The following is a 22,598-nucleotide window of genomic DNA, read 5'->3' as shown; positions in this document are numbered from 1 at the left end:
CGATGCGGACGGACCGGCCGGTCTTCGTGATCGGCTGCCCGCGCTCCGGCACCACGATGCTGCAGCTCATGCTGCACTCGCACCCGCGCATCGCGGTGCCGCCGGAGAACCGCTTCCTGCTCCAGGCGTACTTCCGCCGGCGCCTGCACGGGGACATGCGCGAGGCGGAGAACCGCCGCGGGCTCGCCGAGTGGATCACCACCGACCGGAGCACCAGGTTCGGCGAGCTGGGTCTGGACCGCGCGGCCTACGTCCGCAGGGCGGTCGAGGGACCCGGGTCGCTGGGCTCGGTGATCGGCGAGGCGTTCCGCGCGTACGCCGAGCGGTTCGGCAAGCCGCGCTGGGGCGACAAGCGGCCCTGCTACATCCGGCATGTGGGCGCGCTGCTGCGCCTGTTCCCCGATGCCCAGTTCGTCCATCTGGTCAGGGACGGACGCGACTGCGTCGCCTCGCTCAAGGAGATGACCTGGTACAAGCTGGACATCCTCCACGCGATCGCCACCTGGGCGGAGGCCGTCGACCTCGGGCGCCGCTACGCCGAAAGGCTGCCGGCCGGTACCTTCCACGAGCTGCGGTACGAGGACCTGACCGCGGACCCGCACGGCGAGCTGGCCAAGGTGTGCCGCTTCCTCGGCGAGGAGTTCGACCCCGCGATGTGCGAGCCCCGGCGCATGGCGACGGCGGCGGTGCCCTCCCACAAGGTGTGGCACAGCAACACCCACCAGGAGATCACCCAGGCCAGGGTGGGAAGCTGGACCACCCGGCTGGAGCCGTGGGAGATCGCGCTGTGCGACAGCGTCCTGGGCGGACGCCTGCGCGCCAGGGGCTACGAGCCGGCGGGCGGCCCGCGGCCCTTCGTCCCGCGGCTTCTCGCCTACCGCAGGACGGCGGCCCGGCGGTGGCTGTCGCTGCGCAAACAGCGCCTCCGCGACCAGGTGAACAGCCGCCGCGAGCCCGGCCCGGTGGCCGCCATGCTCACCTCCGGCCAGCTGTCCCTCCTCACCGTCCCCGCCCCCCGCGCCCCCTTTCAGGAGTCCACCCCTGTTCCGCGGGCCCCCTTCCAGGAGTCCGTCCCCGTCCCGAGGGTCCCCTTCCAGGACGACCGGTCAGCGGCGGATGTGCGCGAACAGGGTCTCCCAGCGGTCCAGGACGTTCTCCGGCCGTAACGCCGCGGCCCGTGCCCTGGCCGCGGCGCCCAGGCGTCCGCGCCGGGCGGGGTCGGCCATCAGCGCGCTCAGCGCGGCGGTGAACGTCTCGACGTCCGCGGGCGGCACCAGCGTCCCGGTCGTGCCGTCGAGCACGAGCGAGCGCACCCCGCCCGAGACATCGAAGGCCACCGACGGCATGCCGTACGAGGCGGCCTCGGCCACGGCCGGGGGAAGCCCTTCATGCTCACTGGACAGCCCTAAGATCGCCGCGTCGAGGAACTCCTGCCCCATCCGCGCGGCCGGCACCCGGCCGCGGAACACCACGCGGTCGCCGATCCCGAGCGAGGAGGCGTGCGCCCGCAGCCGGGTCAGCTCCGGCCCGTCCCCGATCAGGTGCAACTCCCAGTGTCCGCGCGTGCGGCCGGCGCGCGCGAAGGCGGTGATGAGCCGGTCGAACCGCTTGACCGGGGCCAGCCGGCCCACCCCGAGCACGCGCGGCACATCCAGAGGGGACGTCCTGTCCGGCCAGGCGCGCAGCGGGTTGGGCAGGTGGGCGGCGTTGGGCAGCAGCGCCTCCTCGGCGAACCGGCGGGCGTCCTCGGGGCTGAGGAAGACGGCCTGGTCCAGGGCGCCGTAGTCGCGCCGTACCGAGGCCAGGTGCGTGGTGCCGCGGGCGCGCTCGTACGAGCCGTGGTACTGCCCGATGGCGCGCAGCCGCGGCGGCAGCAGGTCGGCCAGCCAGGACACCGCTCCGGGCGAGGTCAGCACCGCGTACCCGGGGCCGATGGAGGCCAGCAGCCGGGCCACCCGGCCGCGCGCCACCCACCGGACGCCCTCGCCGAGCGGCCGCCCTTGCACGACGTGGCGCTCGTACAGCGGCCGCTCGACGTACCGGAACGGCTCGGGCGCCTGGTGCAGGCCGATGACGTGCACCTCGTGCCCGCGCAGGGCCAGTCCCTGGGCGACCGTGTGGGTCACCTGCTGCACGCCGCCGAGCGTGTCGGCGTCCATGCAGGCGAACACGACCGCGTTCATGTGCCCTTTTCGCCGGGCAGGCCGGAGAAGAACGCCTCCACCACACGCGCCGCCGCCTTGCCGGTCTCCTCCGCGCAGAACAGGGCGGCGAAGTCGGCGTACCGCTCGGCGTGCTCGGCGCTGACGGCCGGCAGGTCGCGCAGCGCGGCGACCAGTTCGGCCGTGGTCGTCAGGACGGGCCCGGGGGCGATCTCGCGCAGGTCGTAGTTGAGTCCGCGGTCCATCCGCACGTAGTCGTCGTGGTCGTCGGCGTACAGCAGGATGGGCCGCCCGGTGCAGGCGTAGTCGCAGATGATGGAGGAGTAGTCGCTGACCAGCGCGTCGGAGGCGAGGATGAGGTCGTTGACCTCGGGGTACGGTCCGGCCGCCCGGACGAGGTGGCGCACCCGCTCGGGCACGGTGAAGCGTTCTGCCGGATGGGTGCGCAGCACCACCACCCAGTGGTCGGCGAGCGCGCGGGCCAGGGCGTCCAGGTCGACGCGCACCGACGTGCCGCCGCGCCTGTCCAGGTCGCGGTAGGTCGGCGCGTAGAGCAGGATGCGGCGGTCCTCGGGGATCTCCAGGGCCTCGCGCACCCGCGGCCCCGCGCCGGGGTCCCCGTTCACCAGCACGTCGCACCGCGGCGAGCCGAACCCGAGGACGGCGCCGGTGTACTCGTTCGACGGCACGAAGACGCGCTCGAACTCCGGCCCGGGGGAGACCAGCGCGTCCCAGCGGGCCACCGCGGAGCGCCACCGCTCGCGCGGGCCGGGGAAGTCCCCGCGCAGGTCCGGCGACTCGAACCCGACCGTCTTCAGCGCCTGGCCGTGCCAGGTCTGCAGGTAGCGGGTGCCCTTGGGCTTGGGGAAGTCCAGCGGGAACCCGTGGCTGTCCACCCAGTAGCCCGCCCGCGCCATGGTCCAGACGTACCGCCAGCTCATCCGCCGCACGAGCGGCGCATCGGCGGGGAACCCGGCCGCCTTCGCCCGGGCCGACCAGCGCACCCGCAGCGGCAGGTCACGCCGCCGGATCTCCTCGTAGATGTAGCGGGGGTTGCCGGTATAGGAGGCGCCGAGGTCGGACTCGAACAGCGCCAGGTCGCGGCGGCGCGGCACCACCTTGATCAGTCGCCGGTACACCCACAGCTTCAGCTCGGTGCGCCCGGCCAGGTCGCGCAGCGAGCGCAGCCGCGCCGCCCGGCGCAGCGCCCGCGACGGCCGCCAGGAGACGCGCAGGACGGCGCCGTCGCCGCTCGGGGCGACGGTGACCTCGTGCCGCCCCGCGGTCAGGGTCAGGGGAGGGGTGGCCGGGTCGACCAGCAGGCGGTCACTGGTGCGGTGGCCGTCCGGGCGGACGTGGGAGACGCGCACGTCCCGGCCGCCGTCGAACCCCAGGCGGCCGAGCCTGGCCCGCGCCAGGTCCACCTCCACCTGCGTGAGGTAGCTGCCGTCCGGCTGCCGCCGCGGCGCCAGCGGCACGCGCAGCCCCTTGACGGTCAGCTCGGCGGTGGTCTTCCAGCGGCGCAAGACGGCGAAGGGGTCGTAGGTGCGGACCGTCATCGACACGACCGTCCCCTGACAGGAGATCTCGCCCACCTCGTGCCTGATCCGGGAGGCGGCGAAGGGCAGTTCGGCCAGCCGCAAGGGCGTGATGTCCAGCGCGGGGTGAGCGCGCGTGCCCCAGTACGTCCGGCCGTCCACCCGCAGGGCGTGGCGGGGGGCGGCTTTGGGACCGGTCAGCGACCGCGCCGCCACCAGCAGGTCCTCGGCCTGGTCGGCGGCGATCAGGTGGCAGCACACCCTGATCATCGGATCGGCCCGCTGGAGCACACCCGGCTCCAGTTCCGCGAGGTAGGGGCGTACGACCGAGGCGAACTCCTTGATCCACACCTTGGTGTGGCGGGGCAGCTTGTTGAGATGGACGCGCAGGTCCTGCGCGAGGAAGCGCTGCTGCCGGTGTCCGACGAGGTCGGAGCACCCGTTGTCGCGCAGCACCGCGTCGCTGATCTGCGCGGCCCGCACCCGGTCGCGCACACCGTCCAGGTCCCCGGCGGACGGCGGCGGGGAGGCCGGGGCGGCGGCCCGGTGCGACAGGTGCACCGTCCACGGCACGATCGCGAAGCGGCGGGCGGCGCAGAAGAGCGCGGCGGTGAAGACGTGGTCCTCGTGGTGCAGGTTCTCGGCGAAGCGCAGGCCCTGCTCGCGCAGGAACGCGGTGCGGTACAGCTTGTTGGTGGCGAACCCGTCCAGGAACAGGCGCGGCTCGGCGCGGATGCCGTCGACCACCCGGCGCGGGCGGAACAGCTCGGGGCGGTAGCGCTGCGTGCGCCCGGTGGCCCCGGCCGGCCGTGCGACCTGCCCGGCGGCGAAGTCGGCGCCGGTGCGCTCGACCTCCAGCAGCAGGCTCTTGCAGGCGTGCCGGGTCAGCTCGTCGCCGCCGTCGAGGAACATGACGTGCGGCGCGCGCGCCGCGTCCAGTCCGGCGTTGCGCGGCGCTCCGCGGTGGCCGCTCGGGGCGTCGCGGCGGACGTACCTGACCCGCGGGTCGTCCAGCCGGGACACCAGGGCGGCGGTGTCGCCGGCGCCGGCGTCGTCCACGATGATCAGTTCGAGGTTGCGCAACGACTGGCCGAGCACGGACGCGATGGCGCGCGGCAGGCGGGCGGAGTCGTTGACGGTGATGAGCACAACGCTGACGTCCGGCTGCATGCGTGGTCTCTCCCGAGTCGGCATTGCCCTGACCGGGGTATTCCCGGGCGGATGCCCGTGCCGGCGGCCACGGCGGAGTGCTGACCGGTGCTTGCCGCGACCTTTGACGCGACGGGGCGCGGCGCGGGGCGGCCGTGGCGATGCTGGGATATCGCCTTCCTTACGCCTGCGGGGGTTTCAGTGGTATATGTCGCCCTTTCTATGACAGTTGCCGTTAACGGGGCGGTCATGATCCTCGGCAAGGCTGCGGATGTCGCATCTTGATCCCATGGGGAGCCCCGCATGCCGCACCTCGACCGACGCTCCTTCCTCGTGACCGGCCTCGCCGCGGGCGCGATCGCCACCATCCCGGCGTCCGCCGCGCTGGCCGACCCCGACCCCGCCGCCGAGACCGCGCAGAGCCTCGCGAGCCGGGGCCTGCGTTCCGACCCGTTCACCCTCGGCGTGGCCTCCGGCGACCCCGACCACAGCGGCTTCGTCCTGTGGACCCGCCTGGCCACCCAGCCGCTGGCCGAGGACGGCATGGGCGGCATGCCCGCGCGGCCCTTCCCCGTGCTGTGGCAGGTGTACTCCGACGAGCGGTGCCGTCGCGTCGTGCGCTCGGGCGTCGCCGTGGCCGCCCCCGAATGGGGACACAGCGTCCACGTCGAGGTGGACGCCCTGCCCTCCGGGCGCGAGTACTGGTACCGCTTCCGCGTCGGCCCGTACCTGTCACCCGTCGGACGCGCGCTCACCGCGCCGCACCTGCTGTCCTACGGCTCGCCGCTGTCGATGGCGTTCGTCTCCTGCGCCCAGTACGAGCACGGCTACTTCACCTCCTACCGGCGGCTGGCCGAGGAGCACCCGGACCTGATCCTGCACCTCGGCGACTACCAGTACGAGTACACCAAGAACACCTACACCATCCCCGGCGGCAACGTCCGCGACCACGAGGGCCCCGAGACCGAGACGCTCGCGAACTACCGGCAGCGGCACGCCCAGTACAAGACCGACCTGGACCTGCAGGCCGCCCACGCCGCCGCCCCCTGGCTGGTGGTGTTCGACGACCACGAGGTCGACAACAACTGGGCCGACGAGGTGCCCGAGAAGCCCGAGGTGCCGCAGCCGAACTTCCTGGCCCGCCGCGAGGCCGCGTTCCGCGCGTACTACGAGAACATGCCGCTGCGCCGCACCTCCGTCCCGCGCGGCATCGACATGCAGCTCTACCGGCGCGTCCGCTGGGGGCGCATGGCCACCTTCCACATGCTCGACACCCGGCAGTACCGCGACGACCAGGGCTGCGGCGACGGCTACCGCGACTGCCCCGCCGCCGTCGACCCGGCCCGCTCCATCACCGGCGCCGCCCAGGAGAGGTGGCTGCTGGACGGCTTCCGCCACTCCCGCGCCCAGTGGGACATCATCGGCCAGCAGGTCTTCTTCGCCCAGCGCGACAACAACGCCGGACCCGCCAAGGTCACCAGCATGGACGCCTGGGACGGGTACGTCGCCTCCCGGCAGCGCATCACCCAGGGCTGGGTGGACGCCAAGGTGCGCAACCCCGTCGTGCTCACCGGCGACGTGCACGCGCACTGGGCCTCGGACCTCAAGCTCGACTACGACGACCCCACCGGCCCGTCGGTCGGCTCGGAGCTGGTCGCCACGTCGATCACGACCGGCGGCGACGGAGCGGACTCCGACCCCGCCACCCACCCCTACCTGGCCATCAACCCGCACCTGAAGTTCTACAACAACCAGCGCGGGTACGTCCTGACGAAGATCGAGCGCGACCTCATGAGCGCCGACTTCAAGGTGGTGCCCCACGTGCAGGTCGCCGGGGACCCGGCCTACACCCGCGCGACGTTCGTCATCGAGGACCAGGTCCCCGGCGTCCAGCAGACCTACCTGCGCTCGCTGGACACCACCCTCATGCGCACCCGCCCGATGACCGTCGAGGACACCGTCACCTGGGAGACCGAGCGCCCCTGACCCCTCCCCTCGACTCTGGTGATCGCCGGGCACCGTCGTGCGGCGGCGTCCCGGCGATCGGCCCGGCATCCCGGGGCTCTCGGCCCGCGTGTCAACCGGATCCGGTCCCCGTCGTGTAGGTCACTGTGAGACCTTCCGGACGGAGACCATGGATGGACGACGGGTTCGACGACTACGTGGCGGCGCGCTACGAGCGGCTGCGGCATGCGGCCTATCTGCTCACGGGCAACCGGGCCACCGCCGAAGACCTCGTCCAGACGGCGCTCGCCAAGGCGTGGGTGGCCTGGCGCCGCATCGACGGCGACCCCGACCGGTACGTGCACCGCATCATCGTCAACACCCACGCATCCTGGTGGCGCAGGAAGTGGCGCGGCGAGGTGCCCGCCGAGCACCTGCCCGACCTGCCCGACCAGCGGGACCTCGCGACCGAGGTCGGCCGCAGGCACGTCCTCAGACAGGCGATCGGCGACCTGCCCCGGCAGCAGCGGGCGGTCATCGTCCTGCACTACTTCGAGGACCTGACCCTGGTGCAGTGCGCCGACGTGCTCGGCTGCTCGGTCGGCTCGGTCAAGGCCCAGCTCAGCCGGGCCCTGCGACGCCTCCGCGTCGACTCCGAGACTCACCTGACGGGAGCTGAGCGATGACCTTCACCGAAGCCGACCTCCGCGCGGCACTGGCCGACGACCTGCGCGCCGGCCTTCCTGACGTGCCCGGCATCGTGCGGCGCGGTCACCGCATCAGGCGGGGCAGGGCCGCCTCCGCGGTGACCCTCGCGGGCGCCGCGGCGGCCGCCGCGGCCGTACTGATCGCCAGGCCGGAACTGGTTCCGGCGGCGGTGGACAGGACGCCGGTGACGGCGGCGACCATCGCGCCGCCTGACGGCCTGCCGGCGACGAACGATCTGGACGGCCCGTTGATCACGGCGGCCGTCTCCACCACCATGGTCACCAGCAGGGAGATCACCTTCCGGCCGCTGAGCACTTCCACCTCATTCAAGATCGTCTGCGACGATCCGATGGCATGGGTGGCGATCCGCACGTCCGACTCCGGGATGATGACCGGCAGATGCGGTAGGGACGGGATCGGCGACTTCTTCAGCGGCGATTCGGTCCCTTCCGACTGGCTGGACCGGCCCCAGCGGCTGACCGTCTGGGTGTTCCCCGCCGACACGCCGATCATCGACCACCGGCTGCGAATGAACCAGAGCGAGATGTACGCCGGCTGCAAGGTGGTGGACGACTCCGTGGGCCGGTGCGACGGCGGGTACCTCGCGCAGGTGCTGATCCTGCCAGGTCGCGTCGAGAAACTCGCCACCCAGATCGCTCCCCGACCAGGCCGCTGGGCCATCGGCGTCTACGACCGCCCCATCCCCATCCCCATCCCCATTCCCACCCCCTTCGCCAATCGGACCCACACCGTCTTCCCCACGGCCTCCCCTAACCCACCCACACCGCCGTCCCCGCCTCCCGCTGACTAGTGCGCTACCACGTTGGTGGGGCGGGGTACGGCGATGCCGGCGCCCATGTACGGTGCGCGCGCCTGGCAGGAGCGTGCGCAGGTAGGGTCAGCGACGGGCGAGTACCCGGCGTACGAGCCAGGCGAGGAAGATCACGGCTGCCAGGGCGGCGACGGCCGGGGCGACGCGCTTGAGCACGGGCACGCCGGCGATCTCCAGCAGGTCGAGCGCCTCCTCCTCGGCGGTGCGGGACGTGCGGGCCGTCCCGGCGGGGTGCACCTCGCGGCCCGCCGCCGCCTCCTTGGCGTACGGCGGCTCGTAGGAGTCGGGCACGGCGGTGAGATGCCGCGCGGGCGGTTGCTCCCCTCCGCCCGGACCGGCGGCCGGCGTCGCGGCCTCCGCCGGCGCGGCGGCCTGGAAGGGCGGCTCCTCGGCGGCTTGGGCGGACGGCTCCTCGACGGCCTGGCCGGTCCCCTCCTCGGCGGCCTGGCCGGATGGCTCCGCGGTGGCCGGCTGCTGGAGGTCCTGGTCGCCGGTGCCCCTCAACGGCACCACGTCGGCCGGTGCGCCGATCGCCGTCACCGTGGCCGGCTCCTGGTCGCCCACCGGGACGATCTCGGGAACCTCCTGCTCTTCGGCGTCCGGCAGAGACGTGCCCGGCTGGTTGAACGGGGTCGTGGCGGGCGCGCTGGGCAGCGGCGGAGCGGTCACCTCGGCCGCGGCCTCGGCAGGGGTCTCCGGTGCGGCGGCGCCTGTCGGGTCAGCGGGGGTCCCGGGGGGCGCGGCGTCCGTTGTCTCAGCGAGGGGTTGAGGGGGCGCGGCGTCCGTTGTCTCAGCGAGAGTCTCGGGGGTCGCGGCGTCGAGGGGCTCGGCGGGGCTCTCGTGGAGAAGGGCCGCCAGGTTGGCCGCGAAGCGGTCGAGCAGCTTGGCGCCGACCTCGGCCATCACCCCGCGTCCGAACTGCGCGGGACGGCCGGTCACGTTGAAGGAGGTCTCGACCTTGACCCGGGTCTGGGCGCCCTCCCCGGCCAGCGCCGCTCTCACCGTGGCGGTCGCGGTGCCGGTGCCGCGCGCCTCCTTGCCGGATGCCTTGAGGGTAAGGGTGTGGGCGTCCTTGTCGACCGCCTCGAAGCTCGCCCGGCCCCGGTAGGTGACGGTGATCGGCCCGACCTTCACCTTCATCCGCCCGGTGAAGTCGTCGCCCTCCGCGCTGTCCAGTGCGGCGCCCGGCAGGCACGGAGCCACCCGCTCGACGTCGAGGAGCACCGCCCACGCCTGCTCAAGCGGCACCGGGACCGTGAACTCGTGCTCGAACCGCATCGTCATCGACCCGCTCCTCATCCAGGTGCCGCCCAGCCGGTGGACGCGGGACGGCCCTCGTCGCTCTTGCGCCATTATGACCGTCCTCACCTACCTTGCTACCCCAGTGATTGGCCAGGCATCATCCGTCCCACCCCGTACACGGTCCACCGCGCAGCCCTGCCTTCTCCGCGCCGTACAGGTGTCCACCCTGGTGGAGGAGTGGTCAGCGGGACGTTTCCTTGGCCCGTCGTTCGAGGAAGGCCCGAACGGCCGGGTCCGTACTGAGGGTGGACGCTTGGGTGTAGGCCGCGACCGCGTCCTCGTGCCGGCCGAGCCGGGCGAGCAGATCGCCGCGTACCGCGTGATAGGGCTGGAATCGCTCTCGTTCGACGGGCAACGCCGCCAGCAGCGACAGCCCCGTCCGGGGTGATCGGGTCCGGCCGATGACGGCGGCGTGGGCGACCCGGCTCCCCAGGCTCGGCGCGATCGCCACCAGAGCGGTGTACAGCGTGCACAGTGCGTCCCAATCGGTGGCGCCACTGCGGGCCCGGTCGCAGTGGACGGCCTGGATCGCCGCCTCCAGTTGGAACCGCCCGGGCGCCTGGCCTGGCCGCCCGGCCCGGCGGAGGTAGGCCTCGCCCTCGGCGATGAGACGGCGGTCCCACTCGTCCGGGTCCTGGTCCTGTAACGGCAGATAGCGGTCGCCGGGAGCCGTGGCACGCGCCGAGGCCAGGGTGAGCAGCGCCGCCAGCGCCCACGCCTCGGGCTGGTCGCCGAGCAGCTTCGCGGTCGTGACGGCCAGGTACCGGGCCTCGCCCGCGGGCGACGTCCCCTCGCCCCGCTCCGCGAAGGTCAGCGCGTAGCAGGCGTACACCGCCTCCAGCACCGACGGCAGCCGTTCGGGCATCGCCTGCCGCCCGGGAACGGCGAAGGGAATCCGGGCGTCCTTGATCCGCCGCTTGGCCCGCACCAGTCGTTGCGACATCGCCCCGGCGGGCACGGCGAAGGCCCGCGCGATCTGGGCGGAGTCGAACCCGAGCACGGCCTGCAGCATCAGCGGGGTACGGACGCCGGCGGCGATGGCCGGGTGCGCGCAGACGAACAGCAGGGCCAGTCGCCGGTCGGGGATCCGGCCCGGGTCGAGATCGTCCAGCTGCCGGACGGCGTCGGCACTGATGTCCGTGGCCGTCTCCAGCGGCTGGTTGCGGCGGTGCGCGGCGGACCTCCACAGATCTCGCTGCCGGTTGCGTGCGACCGTCAGCAGCCAGCCTTCGGGGTTGTCCGGCACACCGTCGCGCGGCCAGGTGATCAGAGCCTGCTCGAAGGCCTGCGCCAAGGTGTCCTCGGCGAGTTGGAGGTCGCCGGTCGGAGCGGCCAGCAGGGCGACCAGCCGGCCATAAGACGCCCGTGCGGTGCGCTCGGCGACGTGCGCGGCGCTCTCACCGGTCACGACGACGCGACCCACGTCCCGGCCTCGATGTGCACCGCACCGGGCCGGACCTCGACGGTGCCCCACGACAGCGGCGGCGCCTGCCGCGCCCACTCCAGGGCGGCGTCCAGATCCGGCACGTCGATGACGACCACGCCACCGAGTTGCTCCTTGGTGTCGGCGAACGGCCCGTCCTGGATCCGCGGCTCCCCGTCGACGAGCGTGAGCGTGGTCGAACCGGTCGACGGTCGCAACACCTGGCCGCTCACCAGGATGCCGGCCTGCTCCAGTGTCGCGGCGTAAGCGGCCATGGCCCGCATCCCCGCGGCCATCGCCTCCGCCCCGATCGTCTCCTCGCTCGCCTCGCTGTAATGGAACAGCAGCATGTACCGCATATCCCGATCCTCCCTCGTCACTTGACCCGGTAGCGTGCGATGACCACTCCGGTCGTGGAGGTCGTCGCTTCTTGAAGTATCAGGTCGGTCCGTTCCCCCTCGCCGAACAGGCGCGCCCCTGAACCGAGCACGATCGGGTGGATCAGCAGGACGTACTCCTCGACCAGGCCGGCCGCATGCAGTGAGCGCACCAGTTCACCGCTGCCCAGCACCCTGATCACGCCGTCGGTACGGCCCTTGAGCCGTGCGACGGTGTCGGCCGCCTCCCCCACCAGCAGCGTGGAGTTGGGATAGGCGAGTTCGGTGCGCGCCTGGTGGGAGGCGACGTACTTGGGCGAGTTCACCAGCACCTCGGTGAACGGGTTGGGGTCGGCCACCGAGGTCCAGTATCCCAGCAGGTCGTCGTACGAACGGCGCCCGAAGAGCATCGCCGTGGCCCTGTCCATCCTCCCGACGAACTTCCCGATCACCTCGTCGGTGTACCCGATGCCCCAGCCGCCGTGCCGGAACCCACCCCTGGTGTCCTCCTCCGCCCGGCCCGGCCCCTGCATGACGCCGTCCGCACAGACGTTCGCGAAAACGCTGATCGTGCCCACCTCGAACTCCTCATCTCGTGATCCTCCAGGCCGCGGCCATGCGCGACATGGTGATGACGAGGTCGGGAGGGCAGGACAGACAGTGCGCGAACGCGCCTTCGGGCTCAGGCGGCCGACCAGGAAAGCAGGGTTCCGAGGACGGCGAGGGCGGCGTTGACGGAGATGGTCACCCCGTGGCGCAGGGCGAGGCCGAGGTACTGCAGCAGGGCCGTGGCCTCGGGGCGGAACCAGGCCGCGGCGGCGAGGGCGATCATGGCGGCGAGCTGGGCGAACGCGAACGCGGAGGCGGCGAAGTAGACCCCGTTCAGCCGGGCGACGATCGTGGTGAGCGAGGACGCCATGCGCTGCGCCCGGTCCGCGAAGGCCGTCCCGTCCGCGACGAACGCCGCGAACCTCCGCTCGGCGGCCGTGCTCGCCTCTCCGGTCCAGTCGGGGAACAGCGAGGAGCGGATCGCGGGCATCCACTCCGAGAAGATCGTCCGTGCCACCGCCGCCGTCCCGTGCCAGGAGCCGATGGCCGCGTCGATCGTCTCGTCGGACATGACCACCGCGTTGGCCGTCCAGAGCATCGACGCGGCCGCGGCGGCGAGGGAGAACGAGCCCGTCTTGCGCAGGATGGCGTCGGTCCGCCGGCTCAGCTTGGCGAGGTTGGAGACGCGGTCCTCCGCGACGATCTGCCTCTCCAGCGTGCGGCCCAGCGGTTTGTCCATGCCCGACTCGCCGAAGTCGTTGAACCTGGTCTCCGCGAGGACCGCGTCGTCCGGATGCATGAACGCCTTGCTGAAGTCCAGATCTCTCTGGGCTCCCCACACCTTGAGCGCCTGTTCCAGCGCCGTGTCCAGTTCGGCGCTCACCGAGTGTGCGGCGGCGCGCGCCTCGCCCAGCCTGCCGTCCACGAGGGAGCGCGCGACGTGACCGGTCACCCAGGTGGCGGGGAAGACCCCGACTCCCATGGCCTCGGCCGTCCGGCCGGCCACGGGGACGGCGCCCGTGGCCCGCGCCTCGGCGGCCCGCTCGATCGCGGAGAGGTTGGCCACCTCGGCGGACACGTAGCCGACGGCGCTCTTGCCGAGCGTCCGCGCCAGCGTCGCCGCCTCTCCCGCCAGGCCCGTCATCGCGGTGCCCGCCTCGGAGCAGCCGTCGTTGTAGCGGGCGCACGCCGGGGCGCCGATCACGCCCAACGCCAGGGAAGGCAGATGACAGTGCCGGTCGATCAGCACTCGTACCTGTTCGAGGTGGGCGGCGACCTCCTCCATGCTCACCGCCGTCGAGGCCAGCGCCTTGGAAGCGACCTGTAACGGTACTTCGACCATGCCGCCGTCCCCCGTAAGTGATCTACGTCTCCCCGGGCAACGTACCGGCCGCTCAATGACCGGCGAACCATCCCCAAGTGAATTCCCGGTGCGCCCACCCACGTCGCCCGCCCACCCCCACGCAGGGGAGACCTCTGCCGGTCCGGCCGGCCGGGCCTGATCCGGAATTCCGCCGGCCTGCTTTGCTGCCCTCGATAACGCGATAAATGCTATTCGGGACGTTGGTCGAGCGGGTTATGTCCAGTATTGATGCAAAGTTTTGGTCAGGCTTTGGTGGGGATGTAATGTCGCTGCCGTGCCTTCCCAAGAACACGAGGCGCTGATCCTGCTTTTCCGAAATCGTCCGGAATTGGCGGCCGAGCTGCTGGGCGATGGATTCGGTATGGAAATGCCGGAATACAGCGAGGTAAGAATCGAGTCGGGTGACCTCACCGCGTGCCCGCCGGTGGAGTACCAGGCGGACGCCGTCGTGGTGCTCTCGTCGGGTGCGTCGCCGGTGCTGGCGGTGGTGGTGGAGGTCCAACGCGGCCGTGACCCGCACAAGCGGTGGAGCTGGCCGGTGTACCTGGCGTCGGTGCGGGCTCGGGCGCGCTGCCCGGCGATTCTCCTGGTGGTGTGCACCGAAGCCCCGATCGCGCAGTGGTGCGCGGCACCGATCGACATGGGCCATCCCGGCTGGCGGCTCACCCCCATGGTCGCCGGTCCGGCGACCGTTCCGGTGGTGACCGATCCGTCCGAGGCGGTTCGCGCACCGGAGCTGGCGGTGTTGTCGGCGGTCGCCCACGGGGGTGACATCGAAGCGCAGCCGATCATGGATGCGTTGTTCGCGGCCTTGGCCACCATCGACGCGGATCAGGCACGGCTGTACGCTGATTTCGTCCTGATGATGCTCCCCGAGGTGGCTCGCAAACATATGGAGGAATTAATGGCTACCGGGACTTACGAGTACCAAAGCGACTTCGCGCGGCAATACGTCGCCGAAGGTCGGGCTGAGGGTAGGGCTGAGGGCCGCGCGGAGGGGAAAGCCGAGGGCCGGGCCGAAGGGAAGATCGAGGGCCGGGCCGAAGGGAAGGCCGAGGCGGTCCTGATTCTGCTCGGCACGCGGGGGGTCGCGGTCTCCGAGGAGGCCCGGGGACGCATCCTCGGTTGTACGGAGGCGGCCCGGCTCGATGTCTGGATCCAGCGTGCGGCCACCGCCGATGCCATCGACGACCTGTTCGCCTGATGGTCGTCCTTCAGTGTCGGCCTTCCTGACCGCTCTTCCGCGTCTGGTCTCCTGGTGGTTCCCCGCTTCGTCAACGCTGCTCCCCTAAGGGATGGAGACGTCGGTGAGGGGGTGGCTGAGGCGGCCCAGGGCGTCGCCGAGTGGGGCGCCGCATCGTTGGGGTGGGATGCGGCGCCCGTGGTGCCGGGGTCAGACGGTGGCGGCGGCCGTCAGGAGGGCTCTGTGGGTGAGGACGCCGGCCAGGTGCCTGCGGTAGCCGGGGGTGGCGTGGAGGTCGGTGGGCGGTGAGGTGCCGTCGGCCGCCGCCGAGGCGGCCTGGCGGAGGGCGTCGCCGGCGTGGGCGCCGTCAGCACCGTGGGCGCCGGGCCGGCCGGAGCCGTTGGTCCGATTGGAGCCGTTGCCGTTCGCTGTGGGACCGTAGGAGGAGCCGTTCAGTTCGAGGCCCGGGACGGTCGTCTCGACGGCGGTGGCGCGGACCGGGGTCGGGCCCATGTTGGTCAGGCCGATCCTGGCCTCCTCGACCCGGCGGGGCTCGCCGCGCGTGCCGCCGGAGACGCGCACGGCCGCCGCGACGCCGACGATGGCCCACGACTGGGCGGTGCGGTGGAACTTCTCGTAGTGGAAGCCCCAACCCTCGCCCAGCTTGGGCACCCGCACCGCGGCCAGGATGTCGCCGGGCTCAAGAGCCGTCTCCAGGTAGTCGAGGAAGAAGTCGCGGGCCGCCACCACCCGCTCGCCGGACGCGGAGTGGACCAGGAACTCCATGTCCAGGGCCAGGGCCACCGCGGGCAGGTCGCCGGCCGGGTCCCCGTGGGCGAGCGAGCCGCCGAACGTGCCGCGGTGACGCACCGCCGGGTCGGCGACGGTGGCGGCGGCGAGCGCCAGCAGCGGGCATTCGGCGTTGACGATGGGCGAGCGGACCACCTCGTCATGGGTGGTCGTGGCGCCGATCAGTACGTGGCCGTCCTCGTCGCGGACGCCGTGCAGTTCAGCGAGGCGTCCGACGTCGACCAGCACGCTCGGATAGGCCAGCCGGAGCCGGAGCAGCGGCAGCAGCGACTGCCCGCCGGACAGCACCTTCGCGTCCTCTCCGGCGTCGGCGAGCACCGAGACGGCCTCGTCGAGCGAGGAGGGACGGACGTAGTCGAACGGCGCTGGAATCATGAGGTGCCTCCCTGGAGGGCGCGCCAGACGCGTTCGGGGGTGCAGGGCATGGGGACGTCGTTCACGCCGTACGGGCGGAGCGCGTCGACGATCGCGTTCACCACGGCCGGGGTCGAGGCGATCGTCCCCGCCTCGCCGACGCCCTTGACGCCGAGCGGGTTGCTCGTGGCCGGCGTCTCGGTGCGTTCGGTGACGAAGTCGGGCAGGTCGGCCGCCGACGGCACCAGGTAGTCGGCCATGGTCGTGGTGAGCAGGTTCCCCTCGGCGTCGTAGACGGCCTCCTCGAACAGCGCCTGCGCGATGCCCTGGGCGAGGCCGCCGTGCACCTGTCCCTCGACGATCAGCGGGTTCACGACCTTGCCCACGTCGTCCACCGCGACGTACGACCGGATCTTCGTGGCGCCGGTCTCGGTGTCGACCTCGATGGCGCACAGGTGCGTCCCGTGCGGGAAGGAGAAGTTCTCCGGGTCGAACGTCGCGTCGGAGTCCAGGCTGGGCTCGACCCCGTCGGGCAGGTCGTGCGCGGCGAAGGCCGCCAGCGCGATCTCCTGGATGGTTTTGCCCGCGTCGGTGCCGCGCACCTTGAACCTCCCGCCGTCGAACTCGACGTCGTCGGCGGAGGCCTCCAGCAGGTGGGCGGCGATGTGCCGGGCCTTCTCCTTGACCTTCTCGCACGCCTGGACGACGGCGACGCCGCCGACGGCCAGCGAGCGCGAGCCGTAGGTGTCCATGCCCTTGTGCGAGATCGCCGTGTCCCCGTGGAGGACCGAGACGTCCTCGAACGGCACGCCGAGCGCGTCGGCGACGATCTGGCTCCAGGCCGTCTCGTGTCCCTGCCCGTGCGGGCTGGCGCCCGTGACGACCTCCACCCTGCCGGTCGGCAGCATGCGGACGGAGGCGTGCTCCCACCCGCCGGCGCCGTAGCTCAGCGAGCCGAGGACCCGGCTCGGGGCCAGGCCGCACATCTCGGTGAAGGTGGAGACGCCGATGCCGAGCTGCACTGGGTCGCCGCGGTCGCGCCGGTCGACCTGTTCGGCCCGCAGCTTGTCGTAGCCGAACAGGGCGAGCGCCCTGTCGGTGGCCGCCTCGTAGTTCCCGGAGTCGTAGGTGAGCCCGGCGATCGTGGTGTACGGGAACTCCTCGTGGGTGATCCAGTTGCGCCGCCGCACCTCGATCGGGTCGAGGGACAGTTCGGCGGCCAGCTCGTCCATGAGGCGTTCGACGGCGAACGTCGCCTCCGGCCGGCCCGCGCCGCGGTAGGCGTCGGTCGGCATCTTGGTGGTGAACACGCCCGTGCAGGTGAAGTCGTAGGCGTCCATCTTGTAGATGCCGTTGTACATGAACGCGCCGAGGATCGGGATCCCCGGCGTGACCAGCATCAGGTACGCGCCCATGTCGGCCAGCAGGTCCACCCGCATGCCGCGCAGCCGCCCGTCGGCGTCGGCGGCGAGGGAGACCCGCTGGAGCTGGTCGCGGCCGTGGTGCACGGTCAGGTTGCCCTCCGAGCGCGACTCGGTCCACTTGACCGGCTTGCCGAGGCGCCTGGTGAGCAGCAGGAGCAGGACCTCCTCGGCGGTGACCTGGAGCTTGGAGCCGAAGCCGCCGCCCACGTCCGGCGCGACCACGCGGAGCTTGTGCTCGGGGATGCCGGTGACCTGGGCCAGCATGATGCGCAGGATGTGCGGGATCTGGGTGGCCGAGTGGAGGGTGAAGTGGTCGCCGTCGGTCTGGGCGACGACGGCCCGCGGTTCCATGGCCGTCGGGATGAGCCGCTGCTGGACGAAGGTCCGCTCGATCACCACGGGCGCGTCGCGGAAGGCCGCGTCGATGTCGCCCTCGGCGTACTTCCAGGTGTAGGCGCGGTTGCCGGCCTCGTGGACCTTGGGGCCGCCGTCCTTGAGCGCCTCGGTCATGTCCAGCACCGGGGGCAGCGGCTCGTAGTCGATCTCGATGGCCTCCAGCGCGTCGCTGGCCTTGTACCGGTCGGTGGCGACGACGCAGGCGACCGCCTCGCCCGCGTACCGCACCTCGTCCACGGCCATCGGCGGGTGGTCGGGGATGACGATGTCCTCGGTGACCGGCCAGGCGCACGGCAGGGTGCCCTGCTCGCCCGCGAAATCGCGCCCGCTGAAGGCGGCGATCACCCCGGGCATGCTCCGCGCGGCCGAGGTGTCGACGCCGGTGATGCGCGCGTGCGCCATCGGGCTTCGCAGGAACGCCACGTGCAGCATGCCGGGGAGCTGGATGTTGTCGGTCCACTGGGTGCGGCCGGTGACCAGCCGCGCGTCCTCCTTGCGCCTGCGGGCGGCGCCCACCTCGTGCCGGTCGGGGGTGGGCTCGCCGAGCATGTCGCTTTCGGCGATCTTCTGGGCGACGAGGCCGGCGTCGAGCTCCTCGGTCATCTGCCGCTCACCGCTTCCTGGTCGCTCATGCTCTGCGCGCCCCGCCGTACGGCGCGGACGATGTTGCAGTAGCCGGTGCAGCGGCACAGGTTGCCCTCCAGGCCGTCGCGGATGGCCTCGTCGGAGGGGTCGGGGTCGTCCTTCAGCAGGTCGATGGCCGCCATGATCATGCCGGGTGTGCAGTAGCCGCACTGGAGGGCGTGCTCCTCGTGGAAGGCCCGCTGCATGGGGTGCCACCGCTCGCCCTCGGCCAGGCCCTCGACGGTCAGCACGTCGCATCCGTCGGACTGGACGGCGAGCACCGAGCAGCTCTTGGCGCTCCTGCCGTCGAGCATGACGGTGCAGGCGCCGCAGTTGCCGGTGTCGCAGCCGATCGGTGTCCCGGTCTTCCCCAGCCGGTCGCGAAGGAGGTGGACCAGGAGCAGGCGTGGCTCGACATCCTCCTCGTACTTGACGCCGTCGACGGTGAGGTTGATACGGGTCATTGGTCCTCCAAGCGCGCTGGCTGCTTGAACTATTGCCGTGCGCCGACCTGTGCGAACATCGCCGGACCTCGCGGGAGGTGCCGTCCCCGGCCGGCGGCCGGAGGCGCCCCCCTGCGGGGGAGGCGGTGGGTGGCGAGCGCACTAACGGTGAGAGGAGTGGATGGAGTGAGAACCGACAAATGCGAACGTACGCCCCTGATGTGGCCGGTCAACCCCTCGGGCGTCGAAACACCGCTCCCGGCGGTCGCGACGGTCAGGCGAGGGGGAACGGGCGGCCGTACTCCTCCGCGGGACGGGGGCCGAAGATACGGCGCTCCTCCTCGCCGATCGGCAGGTCGTTGATGCTCGCCTCGCGGCGGCGCATCAGGCCCTCGGCGTCGAACTCCCACAGCTCGTTGCCGTAGGAACGCCACCACTGGCCGGCGGCGTCGCGGCACTCGTACTGGAACCGCACGGCGATGCGGTCGCCGGTGAAGGCCCACAGTTCCTTGCGCAGGGCGTAGTCCAGTTCGCCGGACCACTTCCGGGTGAGGAATCCGACGATCTCCTCCCGGCCGGTCACGAACTCCGACCGGTTGCGCCAGACCGAGTCCTCGGTGTAGGCGAGGGCCACCTTCCGCGGGTCACGGGTGTTCCACGCGTCCTCCGCGGCCTGGACCTTGATGCGCGCGCTCTCCTCGTCGAAGGGCGGGACAGGAGGTTTCATCGCGACGGTCCTTCCTCGTGCCGGACGGGGAGCGGAGGGTTGAAGGGAGAGGCCTCGACGAACCGCCACGGCGCGGGCACCTCCCCCGCCATCTCCACGACCTCCTCCACCTCGAAGGCGATCTCTCCGGCCTCGCCGCCGCCGGGCGTGGCCCGGCCGGTGATCCGGAGCCCTCCTCCACTCTCCCAGTCGGGGAACAGCAGGCCGCAGGCAGGGTTGAGCCGCAGGTTCCCGAGCGTCATGAACATGAAGTTGCCCGGGTACTCCCGCCATGCCAGCCGCCGCTCGTCCAGCACCCGGACGAACCCGGGTGCGCCACCCCGGTGGGAGGCGTCGGAGCCCAGCCCGTCGACGTGGGTGGCGATGAAGAAGGTGTCGGCCGTGCCGATCCACCGGCGCTGCGCGGCCGTGAGCGCCCGGCCGGCGCCGAGCAGGCGGGACGGCCCGGACGGAACGGGCGGCCCGGTTACCCCGGACGGCTCGGATACCCCGGACGGCGCGGACGGCCGCGCCGGGCCGAAGCCGGGCTCGCGGCGCTGGATGTACTTGGGGCAGTTGGAGACCACCTGCTCGGTACGGACGACCAGGCGGTCTCCTTCGCGCCGGGCTCGGCCGTTCACGCGCATGCGGCGGCGCGTGGCGGGCTCGATGGCGATGACGCCGATGTCGCGCCCGTCCTGTCCGGCCTCGTCGAACAGCCCGGCCAGGGGCCCGGTGGGCAGCGCGCCGATGAGGAGGTGCCGCTCGTCCGGCGCGTCGGCGAACCCCTCGGGCCCGGTGAGCGCGCTCGCCCAGACCCGTCCCTGGTCGTCCGGGGTCGCGATCACGAGCATGCGCTGGTCGCGGAGGAAGGCGGCCGCCACGGCGGGGATCTCCGGACGCGCCCGGGCCGACCCCAGGGGCCTGGTCACGCCGGCCCGGCGCTGCAGCAGCAGCTCTCCCGGGTGCTCCATCAGAACCTCGGCAGGGGACCGTCGCCTTCAGGCGACGGGGGAATGCCGTCCCTGACTGGTTTTCTCTCTGCGCTCATCGCGGGTTCCTTTCTCCTGATCATTAGATGAGCGGTGCTGTTATAATGATCGTGTGACTCGTCAGGTGCGCACCTCCCCCGGCGCGGCGTACGACCTCGGGTACCACGTCGTGTGGTGCCCGAAGTACCGCCGCCCGGTCTTGGGCGGGCGGGTCAAGATACGCCTGGAGGAGCTGATCCGTGCTAAGGCGGACGAGCACGACTGGGAGATCGTGTCGCTTGAGGTGATGCCTGACCACGTGCACCTGTTCGTCAAGCCACACCCGAAGAACTCGCCGTCGTACGTGGCCAACCAGTTCAAGGGATTCACCTCCCACCACCTGCGCGCCGAGTTTCCGCACCTGCGCTCGCAGTTGCCCACGCTGTGGTCGCGGTCGTACTTCGTGGCCACCGTCGGCGCGGTCTCCGCGCAGACGGTGCAGCGCTATATCGAGACGCAGTACGAGCGCGCTCCCAAGGGGAGTGGCCGTGCGTAGGTCGTACAAGTTCCTGCTGCGCCCAACCTCCAAGAAGGCCGCCGCGCTCGCGGCGTGTCTGGAGGATCACCGGCAGCTCTACAACGCGGCTCTTGAGCACCGTCGCACCGCCTACCGCAAGGCAGGCGTCACCGTTCGCTACGGTGACCAGTCCGGGGAGCTGAAGCACATCCGCTCCGACGATCCTGACGGTCAGGGCCGGTGGTCGTTCTCCTCCCAGCAGGCCACGCTGCGCCGCCTGGACAAGGCGTTCGCGGCGTTCTTCGCCCGTGTGAAGGCCGGGCGCACGCCGGGGTTTCCCCGTTTCAAGGGGCGCGGCTGGTTCGACACAGTCGAGTGGCCGAAAGATGGGGACGGCTGCCGGTGGGACTCCCAACCTGAACACCCGTCCGCCACGTTCGTCCGTTTGCAGGGCATCGGACATGTGCGAGTGCATCAGCACCGGCCGGTGCGGGGCCGAGTGAAGACGATCAGCGTGAAGCGGGAAGGCTCCCACTGGTATGTGGTGCTGTCCTGCGATGACGTGCCCGCCGAGCCCCTGCCCGCGACGGGCGCGGCGGTTGGACTGGACATGGGCGTGGCCTCGCTGGTCACCACCAGCGACGGGGAGCACTGGCCAACCCCCGCCACCTGCAGGCGTCCGCTGACCGTCTCGCGGTGGCACAGCAGGCTCTCTCCCGGAAGAAGCGGGGGTCCAAGCGCCGCCGTAAGGCGGTCGCGCGGGTGGCCGCCCTGCACGCCAAGGTACGGCGGCAGCGCCTGGACGGCGCGCACAAAGCCGCACTTACGCTGGTCGCCGCGTACGACGTGATCGTGCATGAGGACCTGCGGATCGCGAACATGACCCGCAGCGCGTCCGGCACGATCGAGCAGCCCGGCCGGAACGTCGCCGCCAAGTCCGGGCTGAACCGAGGCATCTTGGACGCGGGTTGGGGGGTGTTCCTGACGGTCATCGCGCACAAGGCTGAAAGCGCCGGTCGAGAGCTGATCGCAGTGAACCCCGCCAACACCTCCCGCACGTGCGCCCGATGCGGGCACTGTGCGAAGGAGAACCGCTCTGGCCAAGCCGAGTTCTGGTGCGTGGCCTGCGGGCATGCCGCGCACGCCGACGTGAACGCGGCTGTCAACATTCTCAGGGCAGGGCTTGCCCTTCGCGACGCTGCGGAAGCGGCTTAGCGAGAAGCCGCTCCCTTCAGGGAGCGGAGGAGTCACTAGAAGAATCCGCAGGTGGGAGCCTCGGCGACCGGGGCTTTGAGGTCCTCGGCGCCGGTGGGGGAGGAGATCTCCACGCGGATGCCGTCGGGGTCCTCGAAGAACACGCCGCCGGACGGCCTTCCCTCGCCGTGCGGGACGGGCCCGTCGTAGGCGAACCGCACGCCGATCTCCTTGAGGGCGGCCTCCGCCCGGCGCACCGCGTCCATGTCGGGCACCTGGAAGGCCAGGTGGTGCAGGCCCGGCGAGGTGGTCGGGAAGCGGCCCTCGCTCTGCTGCCAGAGCGTCAGCGCCGTCCGGCCGTCGCGGCCCAGGGAGGCGTACCGCCGGTCGCCCTCGGTCGACTCCTTGAGCAGTTCGAACCCGAGGAGGCGCAGGTAGAACCGCTTGCTGCGCTCGAGGTCCGTCACGTTGAGCCCCACATGCCCGATCTGGAAGGTCATGCGCCCTCTCCCTTCGCCCATCCTTGTCAACGGTAAAAACAGATGCATCCGTTAGAGGACGGGGCGGAGCCTACCTAACGGATAATCTCGATTCAATCCGTTAGGTGGCGAGGTGAGGGGGGACCCGGC

At 71.7% G+C, this 22,598-nt stretch carries 20 protein-coding genes and 1 pseudogene; 8 read left to right on the top strand and 13 right to left on the bottom strand.

Annotation, left to right across the window (positions count from 1 at the left end):
• Nucleotides 1-2 precede the first annotated feature (2 nt).
• Complete coding sequence (locus ACFQSB_RS10320) at nucleotides 3-1,166, top strand: sulfotransferase family protein (RefSeq protein WP_380825874.1); 1,164 nt, start codon at nucleotides 3-5, stop codon at nucleotides 1,164-1,166.
• On the opposite strand, the gene ACFQSB_RS10315 is transcribed toward ACFQSB_RS10320, so the two are convergent.
• The gene (locus ACFQSB_RS10315) at nucleotides 1,107-2,183 is read right to left on the bottom strand and encodes a glycosyltransferase (RefSeq protein ID WP_380825873.1); all 1,077 of its coding nucleotides are present in this window, start codon (nucleotides 2,181-2,183) and stop codon (nucleotides 1,107-1,109) included. The genes ACFQSB_RS10320 and ACFQSB_RS10315 overlap by 60 nt on opposite strands.
• A complete protein-coding gene (locus ACFQSB_RS10310; RefSeq protein WP_380825870.1) occupies nucleotides 2,180-4,870 on the bottom strand; it encodes a bifunctional glycosyltransferase/CDP-glycerol:glycerophosphate glycerophosphotransferase in 2,691 nt (896 codons plus the stop codon). The genes ACFQSB_RS10315 and ACFQSB_RS10310 overlap by 4 nt, the downstream gene beginning before the upstream one ends.
• A 282-nt stretch (nucleotides 4,871-5,152) precedes the next feature.
• On the opposite strand from ACFQSB_RS10310, the gene ACFQSB_RS10305 reads away from it, so the two are divergent.
• The 3 genes from ACFQSB_RS10305 (at nucleotide 5,153) to ACFQSB_RS10295 (ending at nucleotide 8,312) form a co-directional block, all read left to right on the top strand.
• Nucleotides 5,153-6,835 carry an alkaline phosphatase D family protein gene (locus ACFQSB_RS10305; RefSeq protein WP_380825869.1) on the top strand — a complete coding sequence of 561 codons (1,683 nt, stop codon included), beginning with the start codon at nucleotides 5,153-5,155 and terminating at the stop codon, nucleotides 6,833-6,835.
• 152 nt (nucleotides 6,836-6,987) lie between these two features.
• Nucleotides 6,988-7,479, top strand: a complete 492-nt coding sequence (locus ACFQSB_RS10300) for a SigE family RNA polymerase sigma factor (RefSeq protein ID WP_380825867.1) — start codon at nucleotides 6,988-6,990, stop codon at nucleotides 7,477-7,479.
• Nucleotides 7,476-8,312: a hypothetical protein gene (locus tag ACFQSB_RS10295; RefSeq protein WP_380825866.1), complete on the top strand. Its 837-nt coding sequence runs from the start codon at nucleotides 7,476-7,478 to the stop codon at nucleotides 8,310-8,312. Before ACFQSB_RS10300 ends, ACFQSB_RS10295 begins: the two co-directional genes overlap by 4 nt.
• Before the next feature lie 87 nt (nucleotides 8,313-8,399).
• Here the strand turns inward: ACFQSB_RS10295 and ACFQSB_RS10290 are convergent, their stop codons facing one another.
• From ACFQSB_RS10290 to ACFQSB_RS10270, 5 genes are all read right to left on the bottom strand, one after another.
• Nucleotides 8,400-9,617 (bottom strand): SRPBCC domain-containing protein, encoded by a 1,218-nt coding sequence (locus tag ACFQSB_RS10290; protein WP_380825863.1) that lies wholly within the window; start codon nucleotides 9,615-9,617, stop codon nucleotides 8,400-8,402.
• Between the two features lie 199 nt (nucleotides 9,618-9,816).
• Nucleotides 9,817-11,058, bottom strand: a complete 1,242-nt coding sequence (locus ACFQSB_RS10285) for an RNA polymerase sigma factor (protein ID WP_380825861.1) — start codon at nucleotides 11,056-11,058, stop codon at nucleotides 9,817-9,819.
• The gene (locus ACFQSB_RS10280; RefSeq protein WP_380825859.1) at nucleotides 11,040-11,417 is read right to left on the bottom strand and encodes a YciI family protein; all 378 of its coding nucleotides are present in this window, start codon (nucleotides 11,415-11,417) and stop codon (nucleotides 11,040-11,042) included. Before ACFQSB_RS10280 ends, ACFQSB_RS10285 begins: the two co-directional genes overlap by 19 nt.
• A gap of 17 nt (nucleotides 11,418-11,434) precedes the next feature.
• Nucleotides 11,435-12,013: a dihydrofolate reductase family protein gene (locus tag ACFQSB_RS10275; RefSeq protein WP_380825857.1), complete on the bottom strand. Its 579-nt coding sequence runs from the start codon at nucleotides 12,011-12,013 to the stop codon at nucleotides 11,435-11,437.
• Between the two features lie 104 nt (nucleotides 12,014-12,117).
• Nucleotides 12,118-13,326 (bottom strand): hypothetical protein, encoded by a 1,209-nt coding sequence (locus ACFQSB_RS10270; RefSeq protein ID WP_380825856.1) that lies wholly within the window; start codon nucleotides 13,324-13,326, stop codon nucleotides 12,118-12,120.
• 295 nt (nucleotides 13,327-13,621) lie between these two features.
• Between ACFQSB_RS10270 and ACFQSB_RS10265 the strand changes: the two genes are divergently transcribed.
• Nucleotides 13,622-14,551 carry an RpnC/YadD family protein gene (locus ACFQSB_RS10265; protein WP_380825855.1) on the top strand — a complete coding sequence of 310 codons (930 nt, stop codon included), beginning with the start codon at nucleotides 13,622-13,624 and terminating at the stop codon, nucleotides 14,549-14,551.
• A 189-nt stretch (nucleotides 14,552-14,740) separates the two neighbouring features.
• On the opposite strand, the gene ACFQSB_RS10260 is transcribed toward ACFQSB_RS10265, so the two are convergent.
• The 5 genes from ACFQSB_RS10260 to ACFQSB_RS10240 form a co-directional block, all read right to left on the bottom strand.
• Entirely contained in the window at nucleotides 14,741-15,715 is a 975-nt protein-coding gene (locus tag ACFQSB_RS10260) for an FAD binding domain-containing protein (RefSeq protein WP_380825853.1), read from the bottom strand.
• Complete coding sequence (locus ACFQSB_RS10255; RefSeq protein WP_380825962.1) at nucleotides 15,712-18,063, bottom strand: xanthine dehydrogenase family protein molybdopterin-binding subunit; 2,352 nt, start codon at nucleotides 18,061-18,063, stop codon at nucleotides 15,712-15,714. The genes ACFQSB_RS10260 and ACFQSB_RS10255 overlap by 4 nt, the downstream gene beginning before the upstream one ends.
• A gap of 50 nt (nucleotides 18,064-18,113) precedes the next feature.
• Nucleotides 18,114-18,602 carry a (2Fe-2S)-binding protein gene (locus ACFQSB_RS10250; RefSeq protein WP_354837417.1) on the bottom strand — a complete coding sequence of 163 codons (489 nt, stop codon included), beginning with the start codon at nucleotides 18,600-18,602 and terminating at the stop codon, nucleotides 18,114-18,116.
• A 253-nt stretch (nucleotides 18,603-18,855) separates the two neighbouring features.
• On the bottom strand, nucleotides 18,856-19,308 hold the full coding sequence (locus ACFQSB_RS10245) for a nuclear transport factor 2 family protein (RefSeq protein ID WP_380825852.1): 453 nt from the start codon (nucleotides 19,306-19,308) through the stop codon (nucleotides 18,856-18,858).
• On the bottom strand, nucleotides 19,305-20,261 hold the full coding sequence (locus tag ACFQSB_RS10240) for a pyridoxamine 5'-phosphate oxidase family protein (RefSeq protein ID WP_380825851.1): 957 nt from the start codon (nucleotides 20,259-20,261) through the stop codon (nucleotides 19,305-19,307). Before ACFQSB_RS10240 ends, ACFQSB_RS10245 begins: the two co-directional genes overlap by 4 nt.
• A 130-nt stretch (nucleotides 20,262-20,391) precedes the next feature.
• On the opposite strand from ACFQSB_RS10240, the gene tnpA reads away from it, so the two are divergent.
• The 3 genes and pseudogenes from tnpA (at nucleotide 20,392) to ACFQSB_RS10225 (ending at nucleotide 21,990) form a co-directional block, all read left to right on the top strand.
• The gene (tnpA, locus tag ACFQSB_RS10235) at nucleotides 20,392-20,814 is read left to right on the top strand and encodes an IS200/IS605 family transposase (RefSeq protein WP_380825849.1); all 423 of its coding nucleotides are present in this window, start codon (nucleotides 20,392-20,394) and stop codon (nucleotides 20,812-20,814) included.
• Nucleotides 20,801-20,875 (top strand): annotated as a pseudogene (locus ACFQSB_RS10230) (hypothetical protein); the annotation flags it as partial. The gene tnpA and the pseudogene ACFQSB_RS10230, both read left to right, overlap by 14 nt.
• Before the next feature lie 596 nt (nucleotides 20,876-21,471).
• Complete coding sequence (locus ACFQSB_RS10225; RefSeq protein WP_380825847.1) at nucleotides 21,472-21,990, top strand: RNA-guided endonuclease InsQ/TnpB family protein; 519 nt, start codon at nucleotides 21,472-21,474, stop codon at nucleotides 21,988-21,990.
• A 35-nt stretch (nucleotides 21,991-22,025) separates the two neighbouring features.
• On the opposite strand, the gene ACFQSB_RS10220 is transcribed toward ACFQSB_RS10225, so the two are convergent.
• Nucleotides 22,026-22,469, bottom strand: coding sequence for a VOC family protein (locus ACFQSB_RS10220; RefSeq protein ID WP_380825846.1), 444 nt, complete (start codon nucleotides 22,467-22,469; stop codon nucleotides 22,026-22,028).
• Between the last annotated feature and the right edge of the window lie 129 nt (nucleotides 22,470-22,598).

It is taken from the genome of Sphaerisporangium rhizosphaerae (assembly GCF_042665155.1).
GTDB classification, from domain to species: Bacteria; Actinomycetota; Actinomycetes; order Streptosporangiales; family Streptosporangiaceae; genus Sphaerisporangium; species Sphaerisporangium rhizosphaerae.
Note: the sequence above shows the minus strand (reverse complement) of the source record. Positions and strands in the feature narration are given on the sequence as shown.